We start from the raw sequence: 18,505 nt of genomic DNA on the forward strand, positions 1-18,505 counted from the left end.
AATTAATAAATGTCGGTTTTTTCATTTGATCAAAATACAGGGTTTGTCTCTTTAGTTAGTCACCCTATTGATAGTGGCTTTCCTGTTACGAGTACTCAGCTTACGCAAATGCTCGAACAATCTGAGTTTAGTGAGTACGAAGCTGTCATTGCCAATATTGGAAAGCTTTTTGCGCCAACTAAAAACTATCAGGAAGTATCACTTGTCGTTGCTAAAGCGGTAGATGCGTCGCTTGTCATTAATATTGATGAAAAAAACATGGTCGCAGAAGCAACATTAACTACCGCTAAAGGTGGTGCGCTTTTGTCTATGGAAGGTGCGCAAAAAGCGCTTGCTGATGCAGGTGTTAAAAAAGGAATAAGCCCACGCGCGCTTGATACCTTTTTAGGCCAGCAGTTTGAAAAACCAGCAGGAAGCTCTTATAGCGCCATAATTGCACATGGGCGTAATCCTAAAAAAGGCAGCGATGCTAAATTTGTGCGCTTATGCTCAACAGCCCAAGACCGTGTGCTTAGCCCACAAGCTAAGGAAGGTGGTAAGGTTGATATGAAAAATCTTGGCGCTATTATCACCGTAAAACCTGGTACTCCCTTAATGCAGCGTATTGCCGCTACTCCTGGAGAAGATGGCTATACGGTATTTGGCGATTCAATTAGTGCAAAACCAGGTACAGATCACCAACTCCAGCCTTTCGAAGGTACAAAAGTAGATCCTAATAATCCTAATATGCTTATTGCCGACTGCAAAGGTGTGCCCGTTGCCCTACCCCGAGGTATGCGTGTAGATGACGTTTTATGCTTTGATAACGTAGATGTAAGTACAGGCCACGTTGATTTTGATGGTAGCGTAATTATTACTGGCGATATTAAAGACGGCATGCGTGTAAAAGCCAACGGTGATATTACGGTACTTGGTTTTGTAGAATCAGGAACTGTTGAAAGTAAAAGTGCGGTAACCATTATGCTTGGCGCAATTGGCCGAAAACGTCAAGGCGAGGAAGCATTTACATGCTCTATAACCTCTCAGCGAACTATTTCGATTGGTTATGCCCAGTACTGCAATATTAAATCCGAGCAAGATTTATTTATTGAACGCCAAGCTCTGCATTGTGATTTAAGTGCTAGGCGATTAATACGTGTAGGCAAAGTAAATGACCCGCGAGGTAAAATTATTGGCGGTAATATTTTAGATGCTATGCGCATTGAAACAGGTGAACTAGGCGCGCCAGCCGGTACTAAAACACGCGTATTTTTAGCGCAACTCTGGTTTGAGCTTCGCCAAAAGCAAACTCAAATAACTGACTTTGAAAAAATACTTGCGACTAAAGTAACGGCTTTACAACAGGCTCGTGAAAAAGCGAGTAAAATTGCGAGTGCTGCTCAGCGCCAGCAATTCATGAATAAAATAACTGAAAATGAAAAGCATATAAAAATACGCTCTGCGCATATTCATCGTCAAAAACTACTTATTAAGCAAAAAATAGTGCAATTACTTGCCAGTAGTCGTTTAAAAGTAAATGAATTAATGCACCCTGGTGTGGAACTTAAAATAGCGAAAGATTCTAAACAATTTTCGCGTATTTACCCGCCCCACCTAGTTAAGCTAACTGAGGGTAAAATTACTCAGACGTTTTAGTTTCTTCGTCATTTTTTGTTTCAGTGTCAACTTCGGCATCAGCGTCGCCATCATCTAGCGGCGCTAATGGCCAACCACCTAATTGCTGCCAGCGGTTTACTATTAAACAATAAAGCTCAGCTGTACGTTCTGTGTCGTAAAGCGCTGAGTGCGCTTGGCTGTTATCAAACTCGATACCAGCCGCTCTACATGCTTTTGCTAATACAGTTTGCCCTAACGCTAAACCCGCTAAAGATGTTGTATCAAAGCTTACAAACGGGTGAAATGGCGTACGCTTAATGTTATTACGCTCTATTGCTGCATTTAAAAAGCCATGATCGAATGCGGCATTATGTGCCACAATAACTGAACGTTGGCACCCAGCAGCCTTTTGCGCTTTGCGTACTACTTTACATATTTCTTTAATGACTTCATCTTCAGGTACTGCACCACGCAGTGGTGAAAATGGGTCTATACCATTAAAGTCGATGGCTGCTTGCTCTATATTAGCGCCTTCGAATGGCTGAACATGAAAATGAACAGTATGATCTATGCTGAGCAGTCCTTCGTCATCCATTTTTAAAACAGAGGCTGCTATTTCTAACAAGGCATCTGTTTCTTTGTTAAAACCTGCAGTTTCAACATCAATAACAACAGGAAAAAATCCACGAAAGCGTTTTGCGAAAGGTGTTTGCTCAGTATTTGCCATAGTCTTCTTTGTTTATACGTGTAAGCTGACTATTATGTCAAAATTGATGCCCCCTAGGCTAGGGGATTTAAGTATTTATTGCTTTAAAATTGTAGGCACATAACTTGCTTTAACTTATAAGTTAGTTACGTAGAGAACAAACTAATCATTGCAGTCGTAAATTTGCCAAATTATTGGCATTCCCGGATAGCTGGAGAGCACCATGAAGTATAAGTTGTTATTTATTAGCCTTAGTATAAGTGCAGTGCTTTACAGTACTCACTCGCAAGCTGCTATGCGCCAATACACAGCAACCCAAGACAACTCCAACTGGGAAGTAGTTAAAACAACGCGCTTACAATGCCAATTAAATCATGAGGTTCCTTATTACGGTGAAGCTATATTTAAAGCTTCTGCAAGTAAAAATAAAAACTTAACATTTAATTTAGATATGGTTGTACGCCCAGATAACTACGCAATTGCAGGTTTAAAAGCAGTGCCACCTACATGGCGTGCAGGATTGCCCGCTCGCGATATTGCAAATATGAAATTACTTAAAAAGTTTGATGGCGAGCTAGGCAATAAAACCGCATGGGAAATGCTTACCGAGCTTGAAAAAGGCTACTACCCTACTTTTTATTATCAAGACTGGCAAAACAGTGCCGATAAAATTGCCGTTGGTATATCGAGCGTAAACTTTAAACAAGCTTACTGGGCTTTTTTACAATGCCGTGATGAGCTACTCCCTTACAGCTTTGAAGATATTTCGTTTACTGTAATGAACTATCAATCTAACAGCAGTAAATTAACTAAATCCTCGCAACAACGTCTTGATAAGATTGCTGAGTATTTAAAAAATGATGCAAGCATAGAGTCCATTAGTATTGACTCATACACCGATAGTTATGGCGGACGCTGGAATAACTTAGATTTATCGCGCAAGCGCGCCAAAACTATAAAAGATTACATGGTGAGCTTGGGTGTTGATGAAGCCAAAGTACAAACAACCGGTTTGGGCGAAAAACGCTTTGTTGATAATAACGATAACATTTTAAGCCGAGACAAAAACCGTCGTTTAATTATTCAAATAGAGAAAATGTAGTAAAGCTAATTTGTGTTTACTTTCTTTCGCTTTAAAAACTTATCACCAAATTGGAAAAAACCCAGACTAATTAAAATAATAACCGCACCAATTATTAGTTCTTGGCTTAATGACTCATTATTTAGCCAAGCCCCCAAGCCTAACGCAAAGCTAGGAGTTATAAGTGTAGTAAGTGATACCGTGCTTGCATTTAGGTTTTGCAGCACATGAAAATACGCCAAAGCCCCTACTAAAGATCCAAATATTCCTAGATAACCAATAGCCCACAATGATTTTGCACTCCAGTTTTGTATATGCAATTCACCATCTAATAACCACCAAGCAATAAAAAAGAGTGGGGTTACAAAAACTAAGGCGCCAAATGTTGTTGCCATAGGATGAATCGCAATTTTCACGCGCTTGATCATCACACCACTTAAACTAAAAAAGCAGACAGCCATAAACACATAAAGTAACCCGAGCCCTTGAGTTTGCGAGTTTTGTACTTGGTTATAACTAACGAAATATAAGCCAATTAAGGCGCACGCTAACGCAACTAATTTAATCGGGCTAAATTTAGGTTCATTTAATAATTGCTGAGCAAGCAACCCTGACAAAATAGGAGCAAGGCCAAACATAAGCGAAATAATACCCGAAGGGACTGTTTTAGCTGCCATATAGCTCAACAACATACCGCCAAAAATACCTATACTCGAATAAAAATAAAGTAAGCATGCATTTTTGCTCCAAGGCACTCTAATATTTGTAATAGCAACAATTAACCCGCCTAAAAATAGCCCCACCAGCATCCGCATTAACACTGCAAGTGTTGGCGATACGGTGTCACTACTCCACACTATACCCAGTGGTGTAGTAGACCATATAAGAACCATTAAAAAATACGATACTTTAACTGGCACGTGCCATCCCTACGCTTTATATGAATGAATAAAACAAAAAACAAATTATACGCTCACAGCCGTGCTTTAGTACTTTTTAAACACTAAAGTCCTTAATAAATACAGTTGTAAATTGTAAGTTACATTTTAATAACGCTCTTTTATTACAAAACTATTTGAGATTTGAGCAACTAGTTATATCGTGCATGTATATTAATAATAATTAAGGTAATTAAGTGCTTAAAAATAAAACAACTGGAAGCATGTTAATTGTTGCAGGCACCACTATTGGTGCAGGTATGTTGGCATTGCCAATTGCATCTGCCGGGCTTGGGTTTAGTACTGCACTTGCATTAATAATTGCTAGCTGGTTGCTAATGACCTACACCGCACTACTCATGTTAGAGCTACACCAATATGCACTACGCGATGCTACATTAAATACATTGGCTAAATTATGGCTTGGAAAACGCGGACAATATATTGCGAATTTTTCGATGGTTTTTTTATTTTATGCTTTATGCGCTGCTTATATTGCAGGTGGTGGTGCACAACTTCAAGCGCGTATAAATATAGGCTTTGATGTAAATATAGCCCCACAGTTTGGCTCTGTGATCCTCGCTGTTATTATTGCTAGTGTGGTAACGCTAGGCACTAGCAAGGTAGATAAATTAAATAGAGTGTTATTTACAATAAAAATTGTTGTATTAGCTAGCTTGTTTTACATGCTTACCCCTTATGTGCAAGGTAAGCACTTATTAGAGATGCCCGTAGAGCAAGGATTAATCCTTTCGGCTATACCGGTTATATTTACTTCGTTTGGCTTTCATGGTTCTATCCCCTCTATTGTTAAATATGTTGGTGTTGAAATAAAAGTACTGCGCAAAGTAATGATTGCTGGAGCCGCCCTACCTTTAGTTATTTATATTTTTTGGCAACTACTTAGCCAAGGTATTATGAGTCAAGCTGATTTACTCAACAGCCAAGGGCTTAATGGGTTTGTATCTAGCGTGGCAAGCATTGCGCATAACCCAAGTGTGGCAACGGCCGTTAAGTTATTTGCTGATTTAGCACTGGCGACATCATTTTTAGGGGTGAGTTTAGGGTTATTTGATTTTTTTGCTGATGCATTTAAAAAAGGTGACAATAAAACGGACCGAATTAAAACGGCCTTGATTACGTTTATTCCGCCGCTTGGCTTTGCATTGTTTTATCCTCAAGGCTTTATTATGGCCTTAGGGTACGCTGCAATAGCACTTGTCGTGCTGGCTATATTTTTGCCTGTAGCAATGGTTTATAAACAGCGTACAACATCAAATAAAACAGGCTATAAAGTAAAAAGTGGGAATGTTGGGCTTGGTATAGCAGCTATATGTGGCATAACTATTATTGCTGCACAGTTTATGCAAATGGTGGGGCTTATTCCTGCTATTGGTTAAAGTTTTTTGTTTTAATTTAGATAATAAAAAACCGTTTTTTGTTTTAATTTAGATAATAAAAAACCGCACATCATCAGGTGTGCGGTTTTTTATATTAACTGCGTTTATTTACAAACGTCAGCTACAGCATTTGAAAAGTATTCAATATTTGAATGACTAACACCTGCAACATTTACGCGGCTAGAGCCAACAATGTAAATGCCGTATTCTTTTTGTAGGCGAGCAATTTGCTCTTTATTAATACCTAAGAAAGAAAACATACCGTTTTGGCGCTCGATAAACGAGAAATCTTGAGCAATATCTTTAGTTGCTAAGCTTTCTTTAATTAAGCTACGTAAGCCATTTATGCGGCTACGCATTTCATCAAGCTCAGAGTGCCATAATTGTGTAAGCTCAGTACTGCTTAAAATAGTATTAACAATGTCAGCACCATGCGCTGGCGGCATTGAGTAAATACTACGTACAACGCTTAGCATTACAGAGTTTGAAATATCTGCTGTTGCGCTATCTTTTGCAATTAGTGAACATGCACCAATACGCTCGCGGTATAAGCCAAAGTTTTTAGAACATGAAGAACAAATAATTAGCTCTTCTACTGCATCAGCTAAAATACGTAAGCCACGTGCATCTTCTTCAAGTGAAGCTCCAAAGCCTTGGTATGCAATATCAACAAGTGGTGTAAAGCCAACTTCTTTTGCAAGTTCGGCAACTGTGTTCCACTGTGTTTCGTTTAAGTCCATACCGCTTGGGTTATGACAACATGCATGCACTAAAACCACATCACCTTTAGGCACTTGTTTAAGTGTGTTGATCATTTCATCAAACAGTAAGTCTTTATTTTCGTAATCGTAATACGGGTATTCTTTTACTGTTAAGCCTGCAGCTTCAAACAAGCTAATATGGTTTGCCCATGTTGGATTAGTTACCCATACTGTTGCATCTGCATTGCAACGCTTAATAAATTCAGCTGCAACGCGAAGTGCACCCGTACCACCTGGCGCTTGCGCAGTACGTACGCGATTTGCTAGCAATGCTTGATGTTCGCCTAGTAGTAACTGCTCCATCTTTTGGCAGTAATCTAAGTTACCCGCTAAACCAATGTAAGATTTGCTCATTTCGTTTTCAAGACGAAACGCTTCAGCTTTTTTAACCGCTTTAAGAACGGGTGTATTGCCTTGCTCATCTTTGTAGACACCTACACCTAAATCAATTTTATTAGGGTTTGTATCTTGTTTATAGGCCGCCATAAGGCCAAGAATAGGATCTGTTGGTAATGGTTTTAATACTGAGAACATTGGCTATCTCTTATCGTTATTTAGGGGTTAGCTGTTAAGCTAAGCTTAACATAAAAGCACATCATATTGACTAGCGTTATTTACACTAGAAAGTGAGGAATTTTAATACAACATGCAATTAAAATGGCAAGCGTCTTTTCATCAAAAAAATCATTTTTAAAGGCTTCTGCATCTACAATACCAACGCATTCATTTTGTGCATTAAATAAAGGTAGGCAGGTTTCTGATTTAACTTTAGGATCGCATGTGTAGTATTCACCACCTTGTGATAAATACGCTTCAACGTTATTAATAATGCGGCCCTTGTGAGATAGCGCAACCTGTACGTTGTTACTGCCAGCCGAAAATGCTTGCGTTAAAGGAAACAACGGACGACTAGGCGCACCATGATAAGCCAATTTTAATAGTTGATTACCTTCATGGGTATTAGTTGATTGATAAATACCATACCAATCAACGCCTGTTTGCTGCTCAATGTAGCTTACAATACTTTGTAAATTAGCTAGCTTGAACTGTGTTTGCTCATCATTTTTAAGATAGTCAGTTAATTTGAATGGCTCATCTTGTAGGTAACCAAATAAACTACACGCACCGCCCTCGCCAAGCTCAGGTATTTGATACTCCCAACATACATTAGGCAAAGCTGTGTTTGCTAAATGTAGCTCAAGCTTTTCAAGCTCTGTTGAAATCAAAGCTGGATTAGCACTTAGTTGTGCTTGTTTTAGGTAAGAAGAAATCATTTGGCCATCCATACATCTAAAGTTTCGAGAATAATAGCATGGATATTTTTGCAGAGCTAGCTCAACTTGTAGCACATTTCAACTTGGTTACCGCTGGCGTTATAAGTTACTTTTTCGGCTATTTCTTCTAATAAAGACACCCCTCTACCAAATTCATTATTAACCTTTGCCAGCTCATCGTGCTTACTACTAAACCCTCGGCCTGAATCACAAATAATGAAATATAAACTGAGCGTATCAGGGCAATAGCGCATATCAATAATAATCATAGCATCTGTAAGTTTAGCTAAAGCTGCTTCTCTTAATTCGTAATATCGAAAAAAGCCGTCTTCTTGTTTTTTAATCTCTGAGTCTAGCCCTAGTACACCATGATCAAGCGCATTGTTATACGCCTCAGACAACAGTAAAAATATATTAGAGCGATGAGTATTTAGCCCCTCAACACTACTTAAAATATTAACGACGTCGTAAACGGGGTCTGTTTTTTTTATTTGCTCTGAGTTTAAGCTCAAAGACAAATTAAAAGCCAAAGTAGAAAATGCTTCTCGCTCTTGTTCCTCAGGAATTAAAGGCAGGCAGTTTAGTAAAACAATGCTTAAATCGTCTTGCTGCTTAGTACCATCAGCAAACTTAGTAACATTAGCAACTATGTCTTCACTACTAATCATCGATTTACTTTTTAAGGTTTGTAAAAAACGCTCTTCCCCAAAAAATATATCCTCTTTGTTTGCTGTTTCTATAATACCGTCGGTTGCTAATACTAGGCGTGTATTACTATTTGTTTCAAAATGAATAACTTCATATTCAAATTCTTGTTCACCTAAAATCCCCAGCGCCATATGCTGCGATTCTAATGTTTGTTTTACATTACCGTCTTTATCTATTAGGTACGCATCTGGCAGGCCGCCCATCCATGCAGAAACACTTTTACCTGATGCACTAAGCTCTATAATGGTTGCAGCACAAAACATATGCCCAGGTAGTAGGTTGTACAGTAGTGTATTTAGCTCGCTGGCAATATCGTTAACCGCCATGCCTTTTTGTACCATAGTATAAAACACACGAGAAGTTGGTAACGCACCAATAGCTGCTGCAAGGCCATGGCCCGTAAAATCTCCCAACATGCAATACAAATTACCGATTGGGCTTTGCGCTACTAAAAACATATCGCCGTTAAACATAGAGGCCGGTGATAAATTAAAATCTAAATACTCTTTAAACTTACCTTGGTTTTCTAATGAGTTATTAAAAATATGCTCAATTATTTCGTGTTCACGTTCAATTTGATTATGATGATATTCAAGTAGTTTCTTTTGTTGGTTTGCTTTTTTACTCAGCTCTCTGGTGCGAATATGTGCTTTAATTTTTGCGTGTAAAATAACTTTTTCAAATGGTTTATGAATAAAGTCATCGCCACCCACTTCGAGGCAGCGCTCAAAACTTGCTTGATCTTCTAAGGAGGTTATAAAAATAATCGGTAAGTAGACTTCACTATACTGCTGCTTTATTTTTTCAGCAGCTTCAAAACCATCCATTACAGGCATTAAAACATCAAGTAAAACAACGTCTATCTGCTCTCTTTTAAGTACATTAAGCGCATCTAGCCCATTGTAAGCCAATGAGATTTTATAACCTTCCTGCTCAAGCATTTTACTTAGTAAAATGCGATTGAGCGCCTGATCATCAACAATCAACACATGTATCATTAGCTAATATCAAACTTTTTATCAAAACGTGAAATTTGTAGGATTTTTCTAAGCTGAGGTTGGCAATTACTTATTTCGATGGTTTGCACTTGGCTATCAATGGTTTTTTTCATATTAAGTAACATGCCAAGTGCTGAACTATCCATATAATCAGTCTCTCTTAAATCGATAATTACCTTTACTGTTTCTTCGCTCATTTGAGCATAGGCTTGGCGAAAAGATTGCACTAAATTAAAATCAAACTTACCTTTAATTTGTATTGTTAATGTAGTGCCATCGACAGATTCATTCTTAGTTAAACTCATAGTAAACTCCAATAATATTTCCTTTGAACTAAATATAACCTGTTAAAAGTATTTAGCAAAAAGAAAAACACACAACTTCAAATTTGCTATCATTTACACCAGTATTTAATTCATTTTTATCCACAAAGGTAAGGTATGAGTGATAGTCACTTAGTATATTCAACTAGTACGGGTCGCATTGACCAGCCAAAACCAGAAAAAGAGTTACACGCTAAACTTTTTAAAGATGGTTTTATTCGCATTGAGCGTCAAACAAAAGGGCGTAAAGGCAAAGGAGTTATGCTAGTTGTTGGCATTGATCCAAAAGATCACGATTTAAAAAAGTTAGCTAAAACTATAAAAAGCAAAATGGGCCAAGGCGGCGCAGTAAAAGAAGGCATTATTGAAGTACAAGGTGATGACCGAGATAAACTAAAAGGCATTTTAGAAGCTTTAAAATTTAAAGTTAAAATTGCGGGTGGTTAACCCGCAATTTTATTAACTAATTACTTCGCTATTTGCGAGTTCATTTAACCTTTCATACAAATTCGGTAGTTCGTGTTCCGCAATTGGCTTACTAAAATAATAACCTTGCACAATGAAGCAATTATTATTTTGTAAAAACTGCATCTGCTCTATTGTCTCAACCCCTTCTGCAACCACGTCTAGCTTTAACTTTTGCGCCATGGCAATAATAGCTGCAGTGATTTCCATATCATTCGTATCCTCTGGGATATCTTTTACAAATGAACGGTCAATTTTCAATATATCAACCGGGAATCGTTTTAAGTAACTGAGCGACGAATAACCTGTACCAAAGTCATCAATAGAAATAGATATACCTAATGCTTTAAGCTCGTGCAATTGTGTAATGGCTGCCTCTACATTACCCATTAGCATGCTTTCGGTAAGCTCTAAGTGAAGGCGCTTTGCTGAAACACCCGACTTAATTATCATTTTGCTCAGCGTTGTAACTAAGCTTGAGTCTTTAAACTGGCGGGCCGATAAGTTTATCGATATATTATTTTCTAGACCTTGTTCTGCTAATCTTACGGCAAAATCACAGGACTCTTGAAGCACCCATTCGCCTAATTCAACTATAAGGCCTGTCGCCTCAGCAATAGGAATAAATTTATCTGGAGGGATTACGCCCTCAGCTGGGTGGAACCATCTTAATAACGCTTCATAGCCAACAACTTGATGAGTACGGCTATCAACTTGAGGTTGGTAGTAAACTACAAATTGCTTTTCTTTGAGCCCTATACGTAACTCATTTTCAATAAATAAACGCTCATTTGCGGCCGCATTTAATTCTTGGCTATAAAAGTGGAAGGTATTACGTCCTTTTGCTTTTGCCTCATACATTGCCAAATCAGCATGTTTGAGTAACTGATCTTCCTCTAAGCTATCGTAAGGAGCCATAGTTATACCAATACTTGCACTGACAATAACTTCATTGCTACCTAGTTTTATAGGCACGTTCAGTGTTTTTTGAATTGTATTGGCAACATCAGCCGCGTGAGCTTGGCTTTCTATACCACTGAGCAACACTGCAAATTCATCACCACCTAAGCGCGCTATGGTGTCCTCGGCTCGTAAACGTTTTTTAAGTCTGTTTGCTACTTCAATTAATAATTGATCGCCGGCATCGTGGCCTAATGTGTCGTTAATACGCTTAAATTCGTCTAAATCAAAGTAAAACAAAGCAAATGCATAATGCCCGCGCTCCGCTAATGCCATTGATTTACGCAATTGCATTCTAAAAAATGTTCTGTTGGCAAGGCCTGTAAGGGTGTCAAAGTAAGCTAGTTGTTCCATTTTACGCTGGCTTTCTTTTACAAACGAAATATCTTGTGCTGATGCTACATAACTGGTTATTTCACCGCCCTCTTCACGAATTGGCGAAACACTTAAAGACACCCAAATTGGCTCTTTATTTAAACCCGCTATTAATGTGTCCCCGCGCCAGTAATTACGACTGCGTAAATCTATGTCTATATCTTCAACTAAAATAGACATTTCTGAGGCAATAATATTAAGTAATGGCGCTCTATTAAAATGACTTTCTGGATAGCCAGTCATTTCGAGCATTTTGGGGTTTACGTACTCAATGACAAAATTTTCATCGGTGATCACAACCCCAGTGCCCGAGAACGCTACCGCTTTAGATAAACGATTAGCTGCTTTTTCAGCAATTTCTTTTTCTGTAATTCTTTGGTTTAAACCATCAATAAGCTTGCGGATTTCTACCGTCATGTCTCTAAATGAGCCATTAAGGGTACCAATCTCATCTTTGTTTTCTGGCGGAAACTCAGTTGTTAACTGACCTTTACCAAAGCTTGTTACTGCATAAACTAAAGTATGTAAACGGCGAAGTACTAGTTGATAAAGCGCCTGATGTAGCAATAAGGCAACTAATATTGCGTATAAAATAAAGAGTCCAAAAAACTTCAGTTTTAAATCTTGTAACGCAGATAACGTTGATGAACGTTTTTTATAAACCCCTATGTACCAATCTAAATCATCAATTTTACGAATATTAATAATGTGAGCTTCATCATTTTGTTCAAATGAATTGGCATACTCTGGTAACTTGACCGCAATTGCATCGTCAATAATTGACTGCAGTTCTGGGTTTACAAATTCGTTAGTAGCGAGTGCTTTATTGTCACTACCGTAGTCAGCTAATAATGCAGGGTTTAGATTGGGATGGGCTAACAATTGCCCTTTACTATCAAATACAAGTAAGTGTTTTTCTTTATCGCCAACAGGTAAAAATGAAATAAGTTTGTTAAGGGAAATATCGCTTCCCGTTACACCTAAAAACTCGTTATCAACATACACCGGCACTAGTAAGCTAATAACCCACTTTCGCCATACTGTATCGTAATAAACTTTTGACCATGCAGGCTCTCGCTCTGACCCCAGCATACTTTTAATAGATTTGTACGTTGACCCTTGAGTAACTCTAAACTCGGCTGGCGCATTTAATGCCCAGTTTGGAGGAGAAACACGAATGAAATCGTCATCGGTAATTAAATAAAAGTTAAAAAAGTCGTGTACCAGAGTCGGAGAAATTATACGCCATAACATTTCGGAATCATTAAATAGGCGTTTATAAAAAGGAGAGTAATTTTGCTGTGGTAAAAATGCTGCTGATAATCCATCAGCCGAGGCACTTCGAATCGTACCATCGCTATTAAACTGTAACTGTGATTTATTACTTAAATTAATTGGTAAATTAGATTGAAATAGCTGCTCTGTCACTACGTTATTGGCTTGCTGAGCTATATTTATTTTTGTTTTAATACGTTCATTAAACTGCTTCACTAATAAATCTGTAGAGCTTTTTAACACCTCATGCTCTTCAAAAACAAGTTGCTTCTCTTCAGATTTAAGCATTAAGGCAGCCGCACACACCCCTGCTATTAAACAAATAGCAGATATAAGTAGTGAAAGTTTTACACTTAAAGAATTAAATCCAAAACGCGATGGAGGGCGTCTGTAAACCACAGGTCAACCTTAATTATTAATAATTGTTATTATTTGAACCAGTTTACGAAATATATCAGATCTGACTTAATATTTATAAATTATTTGTTAAATATCACTAAAAACTAATTATGACCAAATAAATAGCGCTTTGCGCTTATTTAGCAACGTATCGTTATTGACATTGTTAGTAACTCTCCATACATTAACTGCATGAAACTATTTATCTCTCGCACTTTTTTTTCGTTTTTTAGCTTCTTTATATAAAAGAGGCTTCCCTGTTTGTGAGATAAAATCAATCGAATAGTAAAGCCTCCCAACTGGGAGGCTTTTTTGTTTTTGCTGTGTAGTAACAGCCTACTTTTGGAATGAGGATACCAAAATGACAAATGATGTATTAAATGCACTAAGACACGATATAAATGAAATAGACTCCGACTTACTGGTGTTATTAGCTAAACGCCGTCGCATTAGCCACGGCGTGGTTGAATACAAAATCGCGAACAATAAGCCAATTCGCGATGAAGCACGTGAACTCGCGCTTCTAGAAAAATTGATTGGTTATGGTAAATCACTGGGGTTAGATGCTTACTACGTAAATAATGTGTTTCAAACTATTTTGGAAGATTCAGTTTTACACCAACAAGCAATGCTGCAAAAAAACCTTAATCCAGATGCACTGAGTGAAACACATCGTGTTACTTACTTAGGTGGTCAGGGTTCTTATAGCCAGCTTGCATGTCATAAATACTTTAGTCGCCGCCCTGGTAAATTAATTGAAATTGGCTGTACATCGTTTGACGACATAACAGGTAAAGTAGAAAACGGCCAAGCTGATTTTGGTTTATTACCGATTGAAAACACAAGCTCTGGTAGTATTAACGAAGTATTTGACTTATTACAGCACGCACAAGTCTCGATTGTTGGAGAAGTCACTCACAGTGTAGAGCATTGCTTACTCGCAAACCCTGATACTGAACTTAGCCAACTGACAAAAGTATTTGCACATCCACAACCATTTGCGCAGTGCAGCCGCTTTTTACAAGGCTTAGGTGATTTACAACACGAAACATGTGACTCTACATCAAGTGCATTACAATCAGCTCTGAACACACCAAATAGTGCTGCAATTGGCTCTGCACAAGCAGGAAAAAATGTCGGCCTTGAAGTCATCAAATCAAATCTTGCTAATCAAAGCGAAAATCATAGCCGCTTTATTGTTGTTGCGCGTAAACCTCTGCAAGTGTCTAACCAAATTCCAACTAAAACTAGTTTGATCATGTCGACAAAACAACAAGCGGGCTCACTAGCCGATGCGTTGATGATTTTTAAACAGCATAAGATTAATTTAGTAAAACTTGAGTCGCGCCCAACTCCGGGCAATCCGTGGGAAGAAGTATTTTATGTAGATCTTGAAGCAAACTTAGCTGATAGCCAAGTAAAAGAAGCGCTAGAAGAGCTTAAAGAACACACCCAATATGTGCGTATTTTAGGCTGCTATCAAAGCGAGTCATTACAGGCAGTAAGCGTTAATACCTAATACACACTTTCATAATTAAAAAGGGCCGATATCGGCCCTTTTTAGTAAAAAGTGACAAGTATTAGTCTAAAACTTTTGAATCATTTGCTTTATTTAATAAGCTTCGGCTTTGTGTTAAAAAGTGCTCTGTTGAGTCAGAAAAGTAAACTTTCGCCTGTGCAAAAGAATCAATAAGCGCTGCTTTATCTCCTGCTTTTAATTTTTCCAATGTACTTGCAAAAGTGTCTTGGTACTGTGCGAGTAGGCTCTCTACATCATCGAATTGCGCTAACATAATATCTGAGTACAACTCCGGCGACTGCGCAAATAAACGCCCTACCATCATTAGCTCTAGTTGATATATAGGTGACGAGCAACTACGTAACTCTTCTAGTGTATGACTTTGTTTTGCTAAAAACTGTCCGTACACAAATGTTGTTAAATGGCGCATTACCTGAATAATTTGCATTGCTTCGTCGTGCTTTTTAGCATCAAGCGCAACAAGCTGACAACCCCATACTTGTAACTGCTGTAACAAGCCTTTTACCGCTTGGTGATCTCGCCCTTCACATACAACGACTGTTTGTTTTACCCAGTGTGATATGTCAGGGCCAAACATAGGATGCAAACCAACCACAGGGCCACTATGCGCGGCTTTTAGTGCTTTAATAGGCGATTGCTTTACCGATGTAATATCAACTAGTAAACAGTCATCATCTAGTTTAGGTAACTTAGCAACTACTGCGTCCAATGCATTAATTGGTACGCTAATCATTACTAGCTTGGCACCTTTTAAAATATTTTGCGCATCGTTTTGCTGATCTTTATCTAAAACTTTAACTTCGTAACCTGAGCGAATAAACTGCTGAGCAAATAGCTGCCCCATAGCACCTTGGCCACCTACAATAACAATTGGCGAAAGTTCTGGCGCTGCACATGCAAGTTTTGCTTGTTGGTTTTGATAGGCTTCTCGCATCATGCGTCTTAGTATATCTTCAACGAGATCGGGGCTTACATTTTGATTTATTGCTTCTTGTCTTCTTGCCGCTAATAGCTCTGCTTCACGATTAGGTGCATGTAAAGGCGCGCCTGTTTGTTGTTTTATCTCACCAATTTTTTGCGTAATACCATTACGTTTAGCGAGTAAGGCGACAAGTTGTGCGTCGCATTCATCGATACCTTCTCTTAGCTGTGCTAAATCATTTATGTCAGCCACGTTCATACCACCTTAAAAACAAATAACGTAAATATAAGTTTACATAAAAGTAAACTAATCAATACGATAAATACTAACAGGATCAGCTAACTGATAAAAGGCTAAAGCTTAAATTTTACTAATGAGGATTGAGAATTGAGAATTGAGAATTGAGAAAATAATATTCTAAAACCAAAACGGGTTGCAACCCGAAGGATGCAACCCGTTTTTTTGCGTTGATAAACAGCGCGTATTAGTTAAGTTTTTCTCTAATACGTGCAGATTTACCAGAACGCTCACGTAGGTAGTAAAGCTTAGCACGGCGAACTGCACCGCGACGCTTAACTGCTACGCTATCAATAAGAGGGCTGTGCGTTTGGAATACACGCTCAACACCTTCACCGTTCGAAATTTTACGAACTGTGAATGCTGAGTGAAGACCACGATTACGCTTAGCGATTACAACACCTTCAAAGGCCTGTAGACGCTCTTTAGCACCTTCTTTTACTTTTACCTGTACAACCACTGTATCACCAGGGCCAAATGCAGGTACGTCTGTTTTAAGCTGCTCATCTTCAAGCGCTTTAATAATATTTTGGTTTACTTTTGCCATTATGTTTCTCACTTTCCTAGGTGTAACTGTCTTCTAGCCACAAGCTTTTTGGTACTCTTGCTGAAATTCTGCGAGTAATACCGCTTGCTCCTCAGTCAGAGCTAGGTTATGCAACAAGTCAGGACGTCGTAACCAAGTTCTACCTAATGACTGCTTAAGCCGCCACTTTGCTATCTCTTGGTGGTTTCCACTGAGTAATACAGCAGGAACCTGTTTGTCGTCCAATGTTTCTGGTCGTGTATAGTGTGGACAATCTAACAAGCCATCCGAAAACGAATCTTGTTCTGCTGACTGGTTATGACCTAACACACCTGGCACTAATCGCGCTACTGCGTCAATTAATGTCATGGCAGGTAGTTCACCACCACTCAAAATAAAATCACCAATTGACCATTCTTCGTCAACATATGATTCTATTATTCTCTCATCTATACCTTCATAGCGACCGGCAATCAAAATCAGTTTATTAGAGTTAGCGAGTTCGCTAGCGCCCTGCTGATCAAGTTTGCGCCCTTGCGGGGACATATAAATTACTTTAGCGCCATCACCAGCTGCTTTTTTAGCTTCGGCAATCGCTTTTTTTAATGGCTCAACCATCATTAACATACCTGGTCCGCCCCCGTAAGGACGGTCATCTACGGTTCTATGCTTATCTAAAGCGAAGTCTCGCGGATTCCAACAGTTAAAATCAATTAAACCATTTTTTACTGCGCGACCGGTAACACCTTGGTCTGTAATAGCGTCAAACATGTCTGGAAAAAGGCTTATCACCCCTACCCATAATGAACTAGTTTGCGTCATTAAAACCCTGGATCCCAATCTACGGTAATTTCTTTTGCGTCGTATTTAACTTCTTTAATAACTGAATCAGTTAAAAAAGGAATCAAACGTTCAGCTTGACCAAATGCGTCTTTACTGTTTGCTTTCACAACTAGTACGTCATTTGACCCTGTCTCCATAAGGTCATCAACAATGCCTAAGCTATAACCTTTATCGGTTACAACAGACATGCCAATGAGATCTCGCCAATAGAACTCACCTTGCGGAAGTTCTGGTAAATGCGCTGCATCCATTGAGATTTCAGCATGGGTATAAGCCATTGCTTCGTCTCGGTCGTTTATCTGCGCAAATTTAGCGATAAAGCCTTTGTTGTGGCGACGCCAGTCGACCACTTCTAAGGACTGCCATTTACCTTGCTGCCCTATCAACCACGGGCTGAAATCGAAGATCCCTACGGGATCATCAGTAAATGAATGTACCTTAAGCCAGCCCTTTATACCATATGGGGCACCGAGCTTTCCTACGACAATTATTGATGAGGTGTTCTCTTGACTCATGGTTACACTTACGCCTATTAAGCCGCTTTACGAGCGTCTTTTACTAACTTAGCTACGCGATCTGAAAGAGATGCGCCCTGACCTACCCAGTGTTCAACACGTGGTAAATCTAAACGAATTTTTTCTTCTTGACCTGAAGCAATTGGGTTAAAAAAGCCTACTTTCTCGATGAAGCGACCGTCACGCGAGAAACGGCTATCCGCAACCACAATTTGATAGAAAGGGCGTTTTTTAGCGCCACCACGTTGCAAACGAATAGTTACCATACCGTCCTCTATAAAGATTGACTGTTTTCATTAATAAGATTTACTCCCCAGAATGGGGAGCTGGGGAATTGTACGAGTTTTTGGCAATAACGCAAGTAAGAAGTGAAGCAAAAAGACAGTTTAGTAGGTTAAACCGTGATCTCAACGACAAATTAGGGTTAAAGGTGTATTACATGCATAATTTATTCAACAAAAAAGGAGCTATTTGCTTAATGCCAGTCAGTTAAGCTGACTGGCATCTTTCTTTTTATGGGGATACTTAGATGGTTTTGGCTTAACCCATCGGGGATATCTTCTATCCTCTCGTCTAGCTGGAAGCTTAAATAAGACCAGTGTA

The 18,505-nt window shown here is 38.8% G+C and carries 17 protein-coding genes; 5 read left to right on the plus strand and 12 right to left on the minus strand.

Translation table 11 applies throughout. The features are described 5' to 3' along the window. Positions 1-9 precede the first annotated feature (9 nt). Positions 10-1,635, plus strand: coding sequence for a DUF342 domain-containing protein (locus H4J63_RS06365; protein WP_182195384.1), 1,626 nt, complete (start codon positions 10-12; stop codon positions 1,633-1,635). Here H4J63_RS06365 and rnt read toward each other — a convergent pair. Next, entirely contained in the window at positions 1,619-2,323 is a 705-nt protein-coding gene (gene rnt / locus H4J63_RS06370; protein WP_024598424.1) for a ribonuclease T, read from the minus strand. The two genes, H4J63_RS06365 and rnt, sit on opposite strands and share 17 nt — an antisense overlap. Positions 2,324-2,525: 202 nt before the next feature. On the opposite strand from rnt, the gene H4J63_RS06375 reads away from it, so the two are divergent. Continuing rightward, a complete protein-coding gene (locus H4J63_RS06375; RefSeq protein ID WP_007581990.1) occupies positions 2,526-3,404 on the plus strand; it encodes an OmpA family protein in 879 nt (292 codons plus the stop codon). Positions 3,405-3,409: 5 nt separating this feature from the next. Here the strand turns inward: H4J63_RS06375 and H4J63_RS06380 are convergent, their stop codons facing one another. After that, complete coding sequence (locus tag H4J63_RS06380) at positions 3,410-4,303, minus strand: DMT family transporter (protein ID WP_182195387.1); 894 nt, start codon at positions 4,301-4,303, stop codon at positions 3,410-3,412. 215 nt (positions 4,304-4,518) lie between these two features. Here H4J63_RS06380 and H4J63_RS06385 point away from each other — a divergent pair, with 215 nt between their 5' ends. Then, on the plus strand, positions 4,519-5,721 hold the full coding sequence (locus H4J63_RS06385; RefSeq protein ID WP_182195389.1) for an aromatic amino acid transport family protein: 1,203 nt from the start codon (positions 4,519-4,521) through the stop codon (positions 5,719-5,721). Between the two features lie 104 nt (positions 5,722-5,825). Here the strand turns inward: H4J63_RS06385 and H4J63_RS06390 are convergent, their stop codons facing one another. The 4 genes from H4J63_RS06390 to H4J63_RS06405 form a co-directional block, all read right to left on the minus strand. Next, positions 5,826-7,016, minus strand: coding sequence for an amino acid aminotransferase (locus H4J63_RS06390; RefSeq protein WP_182195392.1), 1,191 nt, complete (start codon positions 7,014-7,016; stop codon positions 5,826-5,828). A gap of 80 nt (positions 7,017-7,096) precedes the next feature. Then, positions 7,097-7,756, minus strand: coding sequence for a GAF domain-containing protein (locus tag H4J63_RS06395; RefSeq protein WP_182195395.1), 660 nt, complete (start codon positions 7,754-7,756; stop codon positions 7,097-7,099). A gap of 56 nt (positions 7,757-7,812) precedes the next feature. Further along, a complete protein-coding gene (locus H4J63_RS06400; protein WP_182195397.1) occupies positions 7,813-9,462 on the minus strand; it encodes a SpoIIE family protein phosphatase in 1,650 nt (549 codons plus the stop codon). After that, positions 9,462-9,767 carry an STAS domain-containing protein gene (locus tag H4J63_RS06405; protein ID WP_165744207.1) on the minus strand — a complete coding sequence of 102 codons (306 nt, stop codon included), beginning with the start codon at positions 9,765-9,767 and terminating at the stop codon, positions 9,462-9,464. Before H4J63_RS06405 ends, H4J63_RS06400 begins: the two co-directional genes overlap by 1 nt. Positions 9,768-9,902: 135 nt before the next feature. Between H4J63_RS06405 and H4J63_RS06410 the strand changes: the two genes are divergently transcribed. Further along, complete coding sequence (locus H4J63_RS06410; protein WP_002962947.1) at positions 9,903-10,232, plus strand: translation initiation factor; 330 nt, start codon at positions 9,903-9,905, stop codon at positions 10,230-10,232. A 12-nt stretch (positions 10,233-10,244) separates the two neighbouring features. Here H4J63_RS06410 and H4J63_RS06415 read toward each other — a convergent pair whose 3' ends face one another. Further along, positions 10,245-13,259: an EAL domain-containing protein gene (locus tag H4J63_RS06415; protein WP_182195400.1), complete on the minus strand. Its 3,015-nt coding sequence runs from the start codon at positions 13,257-13,259 to the stop codon at positions 10,245-10,247. 361 nt (positions 13,260-13,620) lie between these two features. Between H4J63_RS06415 and H4J63_RS06420 the strand changes: the two genes are divergently transcribed. Continuing rightward, complete coding sequence (locus H4J63_RS06420) at positions 13,621-14,778, plus strand: chorismate mutase (protein ID WP_024604450.1); 1,158 nt, start codon at positions 13,621-13,623, stop codon at positions 14,776-14,778. A gap of 61 nt (positions 14,779-14,839) precedes the next feature. Here H4J63_RS06420 and tyrA read toward each other — a convergent pair whose 3' ends face one another. From tyrA to rpsP, 5 genes are all read right to left on the minus strand, one after another. Further along, positions 14,840-15,973 carry a bifunctional chorismate mutase/prephenate dehydrogenase gene (gene tyrA, locus H4J63_RS06425; protein ID WP_182195403.1) on the minus strand — a complete coding sequence of 378 codons (1,134 nt, stop codon included), beginning with the start codon at positions 15,971-15,973 and terminating at the stop codon, positions 14,840-14,842. A 232-nt stretch (positions 15,974-16,205) separates the two neighbouring features. Continuing rightward, entirely contained in the window at positions 16,206-16,565 is a 360-nt protein-coding gene (gene rplS / locus H4J63_RS06430) for a 50S ribosomal protein L19 (protein WP_002962189.1), read from the minus strand. Positions 16,566-16,598: 33 nt separating this feature from the next. Continuing rightward, positions 16,599-17,366: a tRNA (guanosine(37)-N1)-methyltransferase TrmD gene (trmD, locus tag H4J63_RS06435; RefSeq protein ID WP_182195407.1), complete on the minus strand. Its 768-nt coding sequence runs from the start codon at positions 17,364-17,366 to the stop codon at positions 16,599-16,601. Beyond that, positions 17,366-17,902, minus strand: a complete 537-nt coding sequence (gene rimM, locus H4J63_RS06440; protein WP_024604448.1) for a ribosome maturation factor RimM — start codon at positions 17,900-17,902, stop codon at positions 17,366-17,368. Before rimM ends, trmD begins: the two co-directional genes overlap by 1 nt. Positions 17,903-17,919: 17 nt before the next feature. After that, positions 17,920-18,168, minus strand: coding sequence for a 30S ribosomal protein S16 (gene rpsP / locus H4J63_RS06445; protein ID WP_002962192.1), 249 nt, complete (start codon positions 18,166-18,168; stop codon positions 17,920-17,922). Between the last annotated feature and the right edge of the window lie 337 nt (positions 18,169-18,505).

It is taken from the genome of Pseudoalteromonas sp. 5Ae-yellow, assembly GCF_014077565.1.
Classification (GTDB): Bacteria; Pseudomonadota; Gammaproteobacteria; order Enterobacterales; family Alteromonadaceae; genus Pseudoalteromonas.

Excerpts from the sequence above, each read along its gene's own strand:
- H4J63_RS06365 (WP_182195384.1), top strand. The coding sequence starts at position 10 with ATGTCGGTTTTTTCATTTGATCAAAATACAGGGTTTGTCTCTTTAGTT.
- rnt (WP_024598424.1), bottom strand. The coding sequence starts at position 2,323 with ATGGCAAATACTGAGCAAACACCTTTCGCAAAACGCTTTCGTGGATTT.
- H4J63_RS06375 (WP_007581990.1), top strand. The coding sequence starts at position 2,526 with ATGAAGTATAAGTTGTTATTTATTAGCCTTAGTATAAGTGCAGTGCTT.
- H4J63_RS06390 (WP_182195392.1), bottom strand. The coding sequence starts at position 7,016 with ATGTTCTCAGTATTAAAACCATTACCAACAGATCCTATTCTTGGCCTT.
- H4J63_RS06395 (WP_182195395.1), bottom strand. The coding sequence starts at position 7,756 with ATGATTTCTTCTTACCTAAAACAAGCACAACTAAGTGCTAATCCAGCT.
- H4J63_RS06400 (WP_182195397.1), bottom strand. The coding sequence starts at position 9,462 with ATGATACATGTGTTGATTGTTGATGATCAGGCGCTCAATCGCATTTTA.
- H4J63_RS06405 (WP_165744207.1), bottom strand. The coding sequence starts at position 9,767 with ATGAGTTTAACTAAGAATGAATCTGTCGATGGCACTACATTAACAATA.
- H4J63_RS06410 (WP_002962947.1), top strand. The coding sequence starts at position 9,903 with ATGAGTGATAGTCACTTAGTATATTCAACTAGTACGGGTCGCATTGAC.
- H4J63_RS06420 (WP_024604450.1), top strand. The coding sequence starts at position 13,621 with ATGACAAATGATGTATTAAATGCACTAAGACACGATATAAATGAAATA.
- rplS (WP_002962189.1), bottom strand. The coding sequence starts at position 16,565 with ATGGCAAAAGTAAACCAAAATATTATTAAAGCGCTTGAAGATGAGCAG.
- trmD (WP_182195407.1), bottom strand. The coding sequence starts at position 17,366 with ATGACGCAAACTAGTTCATTATGGGTAGGGGTGATAAGCCTTTTTCCA.
- rimM (WP_024604448.1), bottom strand. The coding sequence starts at position 17,902 with ATGAGTCAAGAGAACACCTCATCAATAATTGTCGTAGGAAAGCTCGGT.
- rpsP (WP_002962192.1), bottom strand. The coding sequence starts at position 18,168 with ATGGTAACTATTCGTTTGCAACGTGGTGGCGCTAAAAAACGCCCTTTC.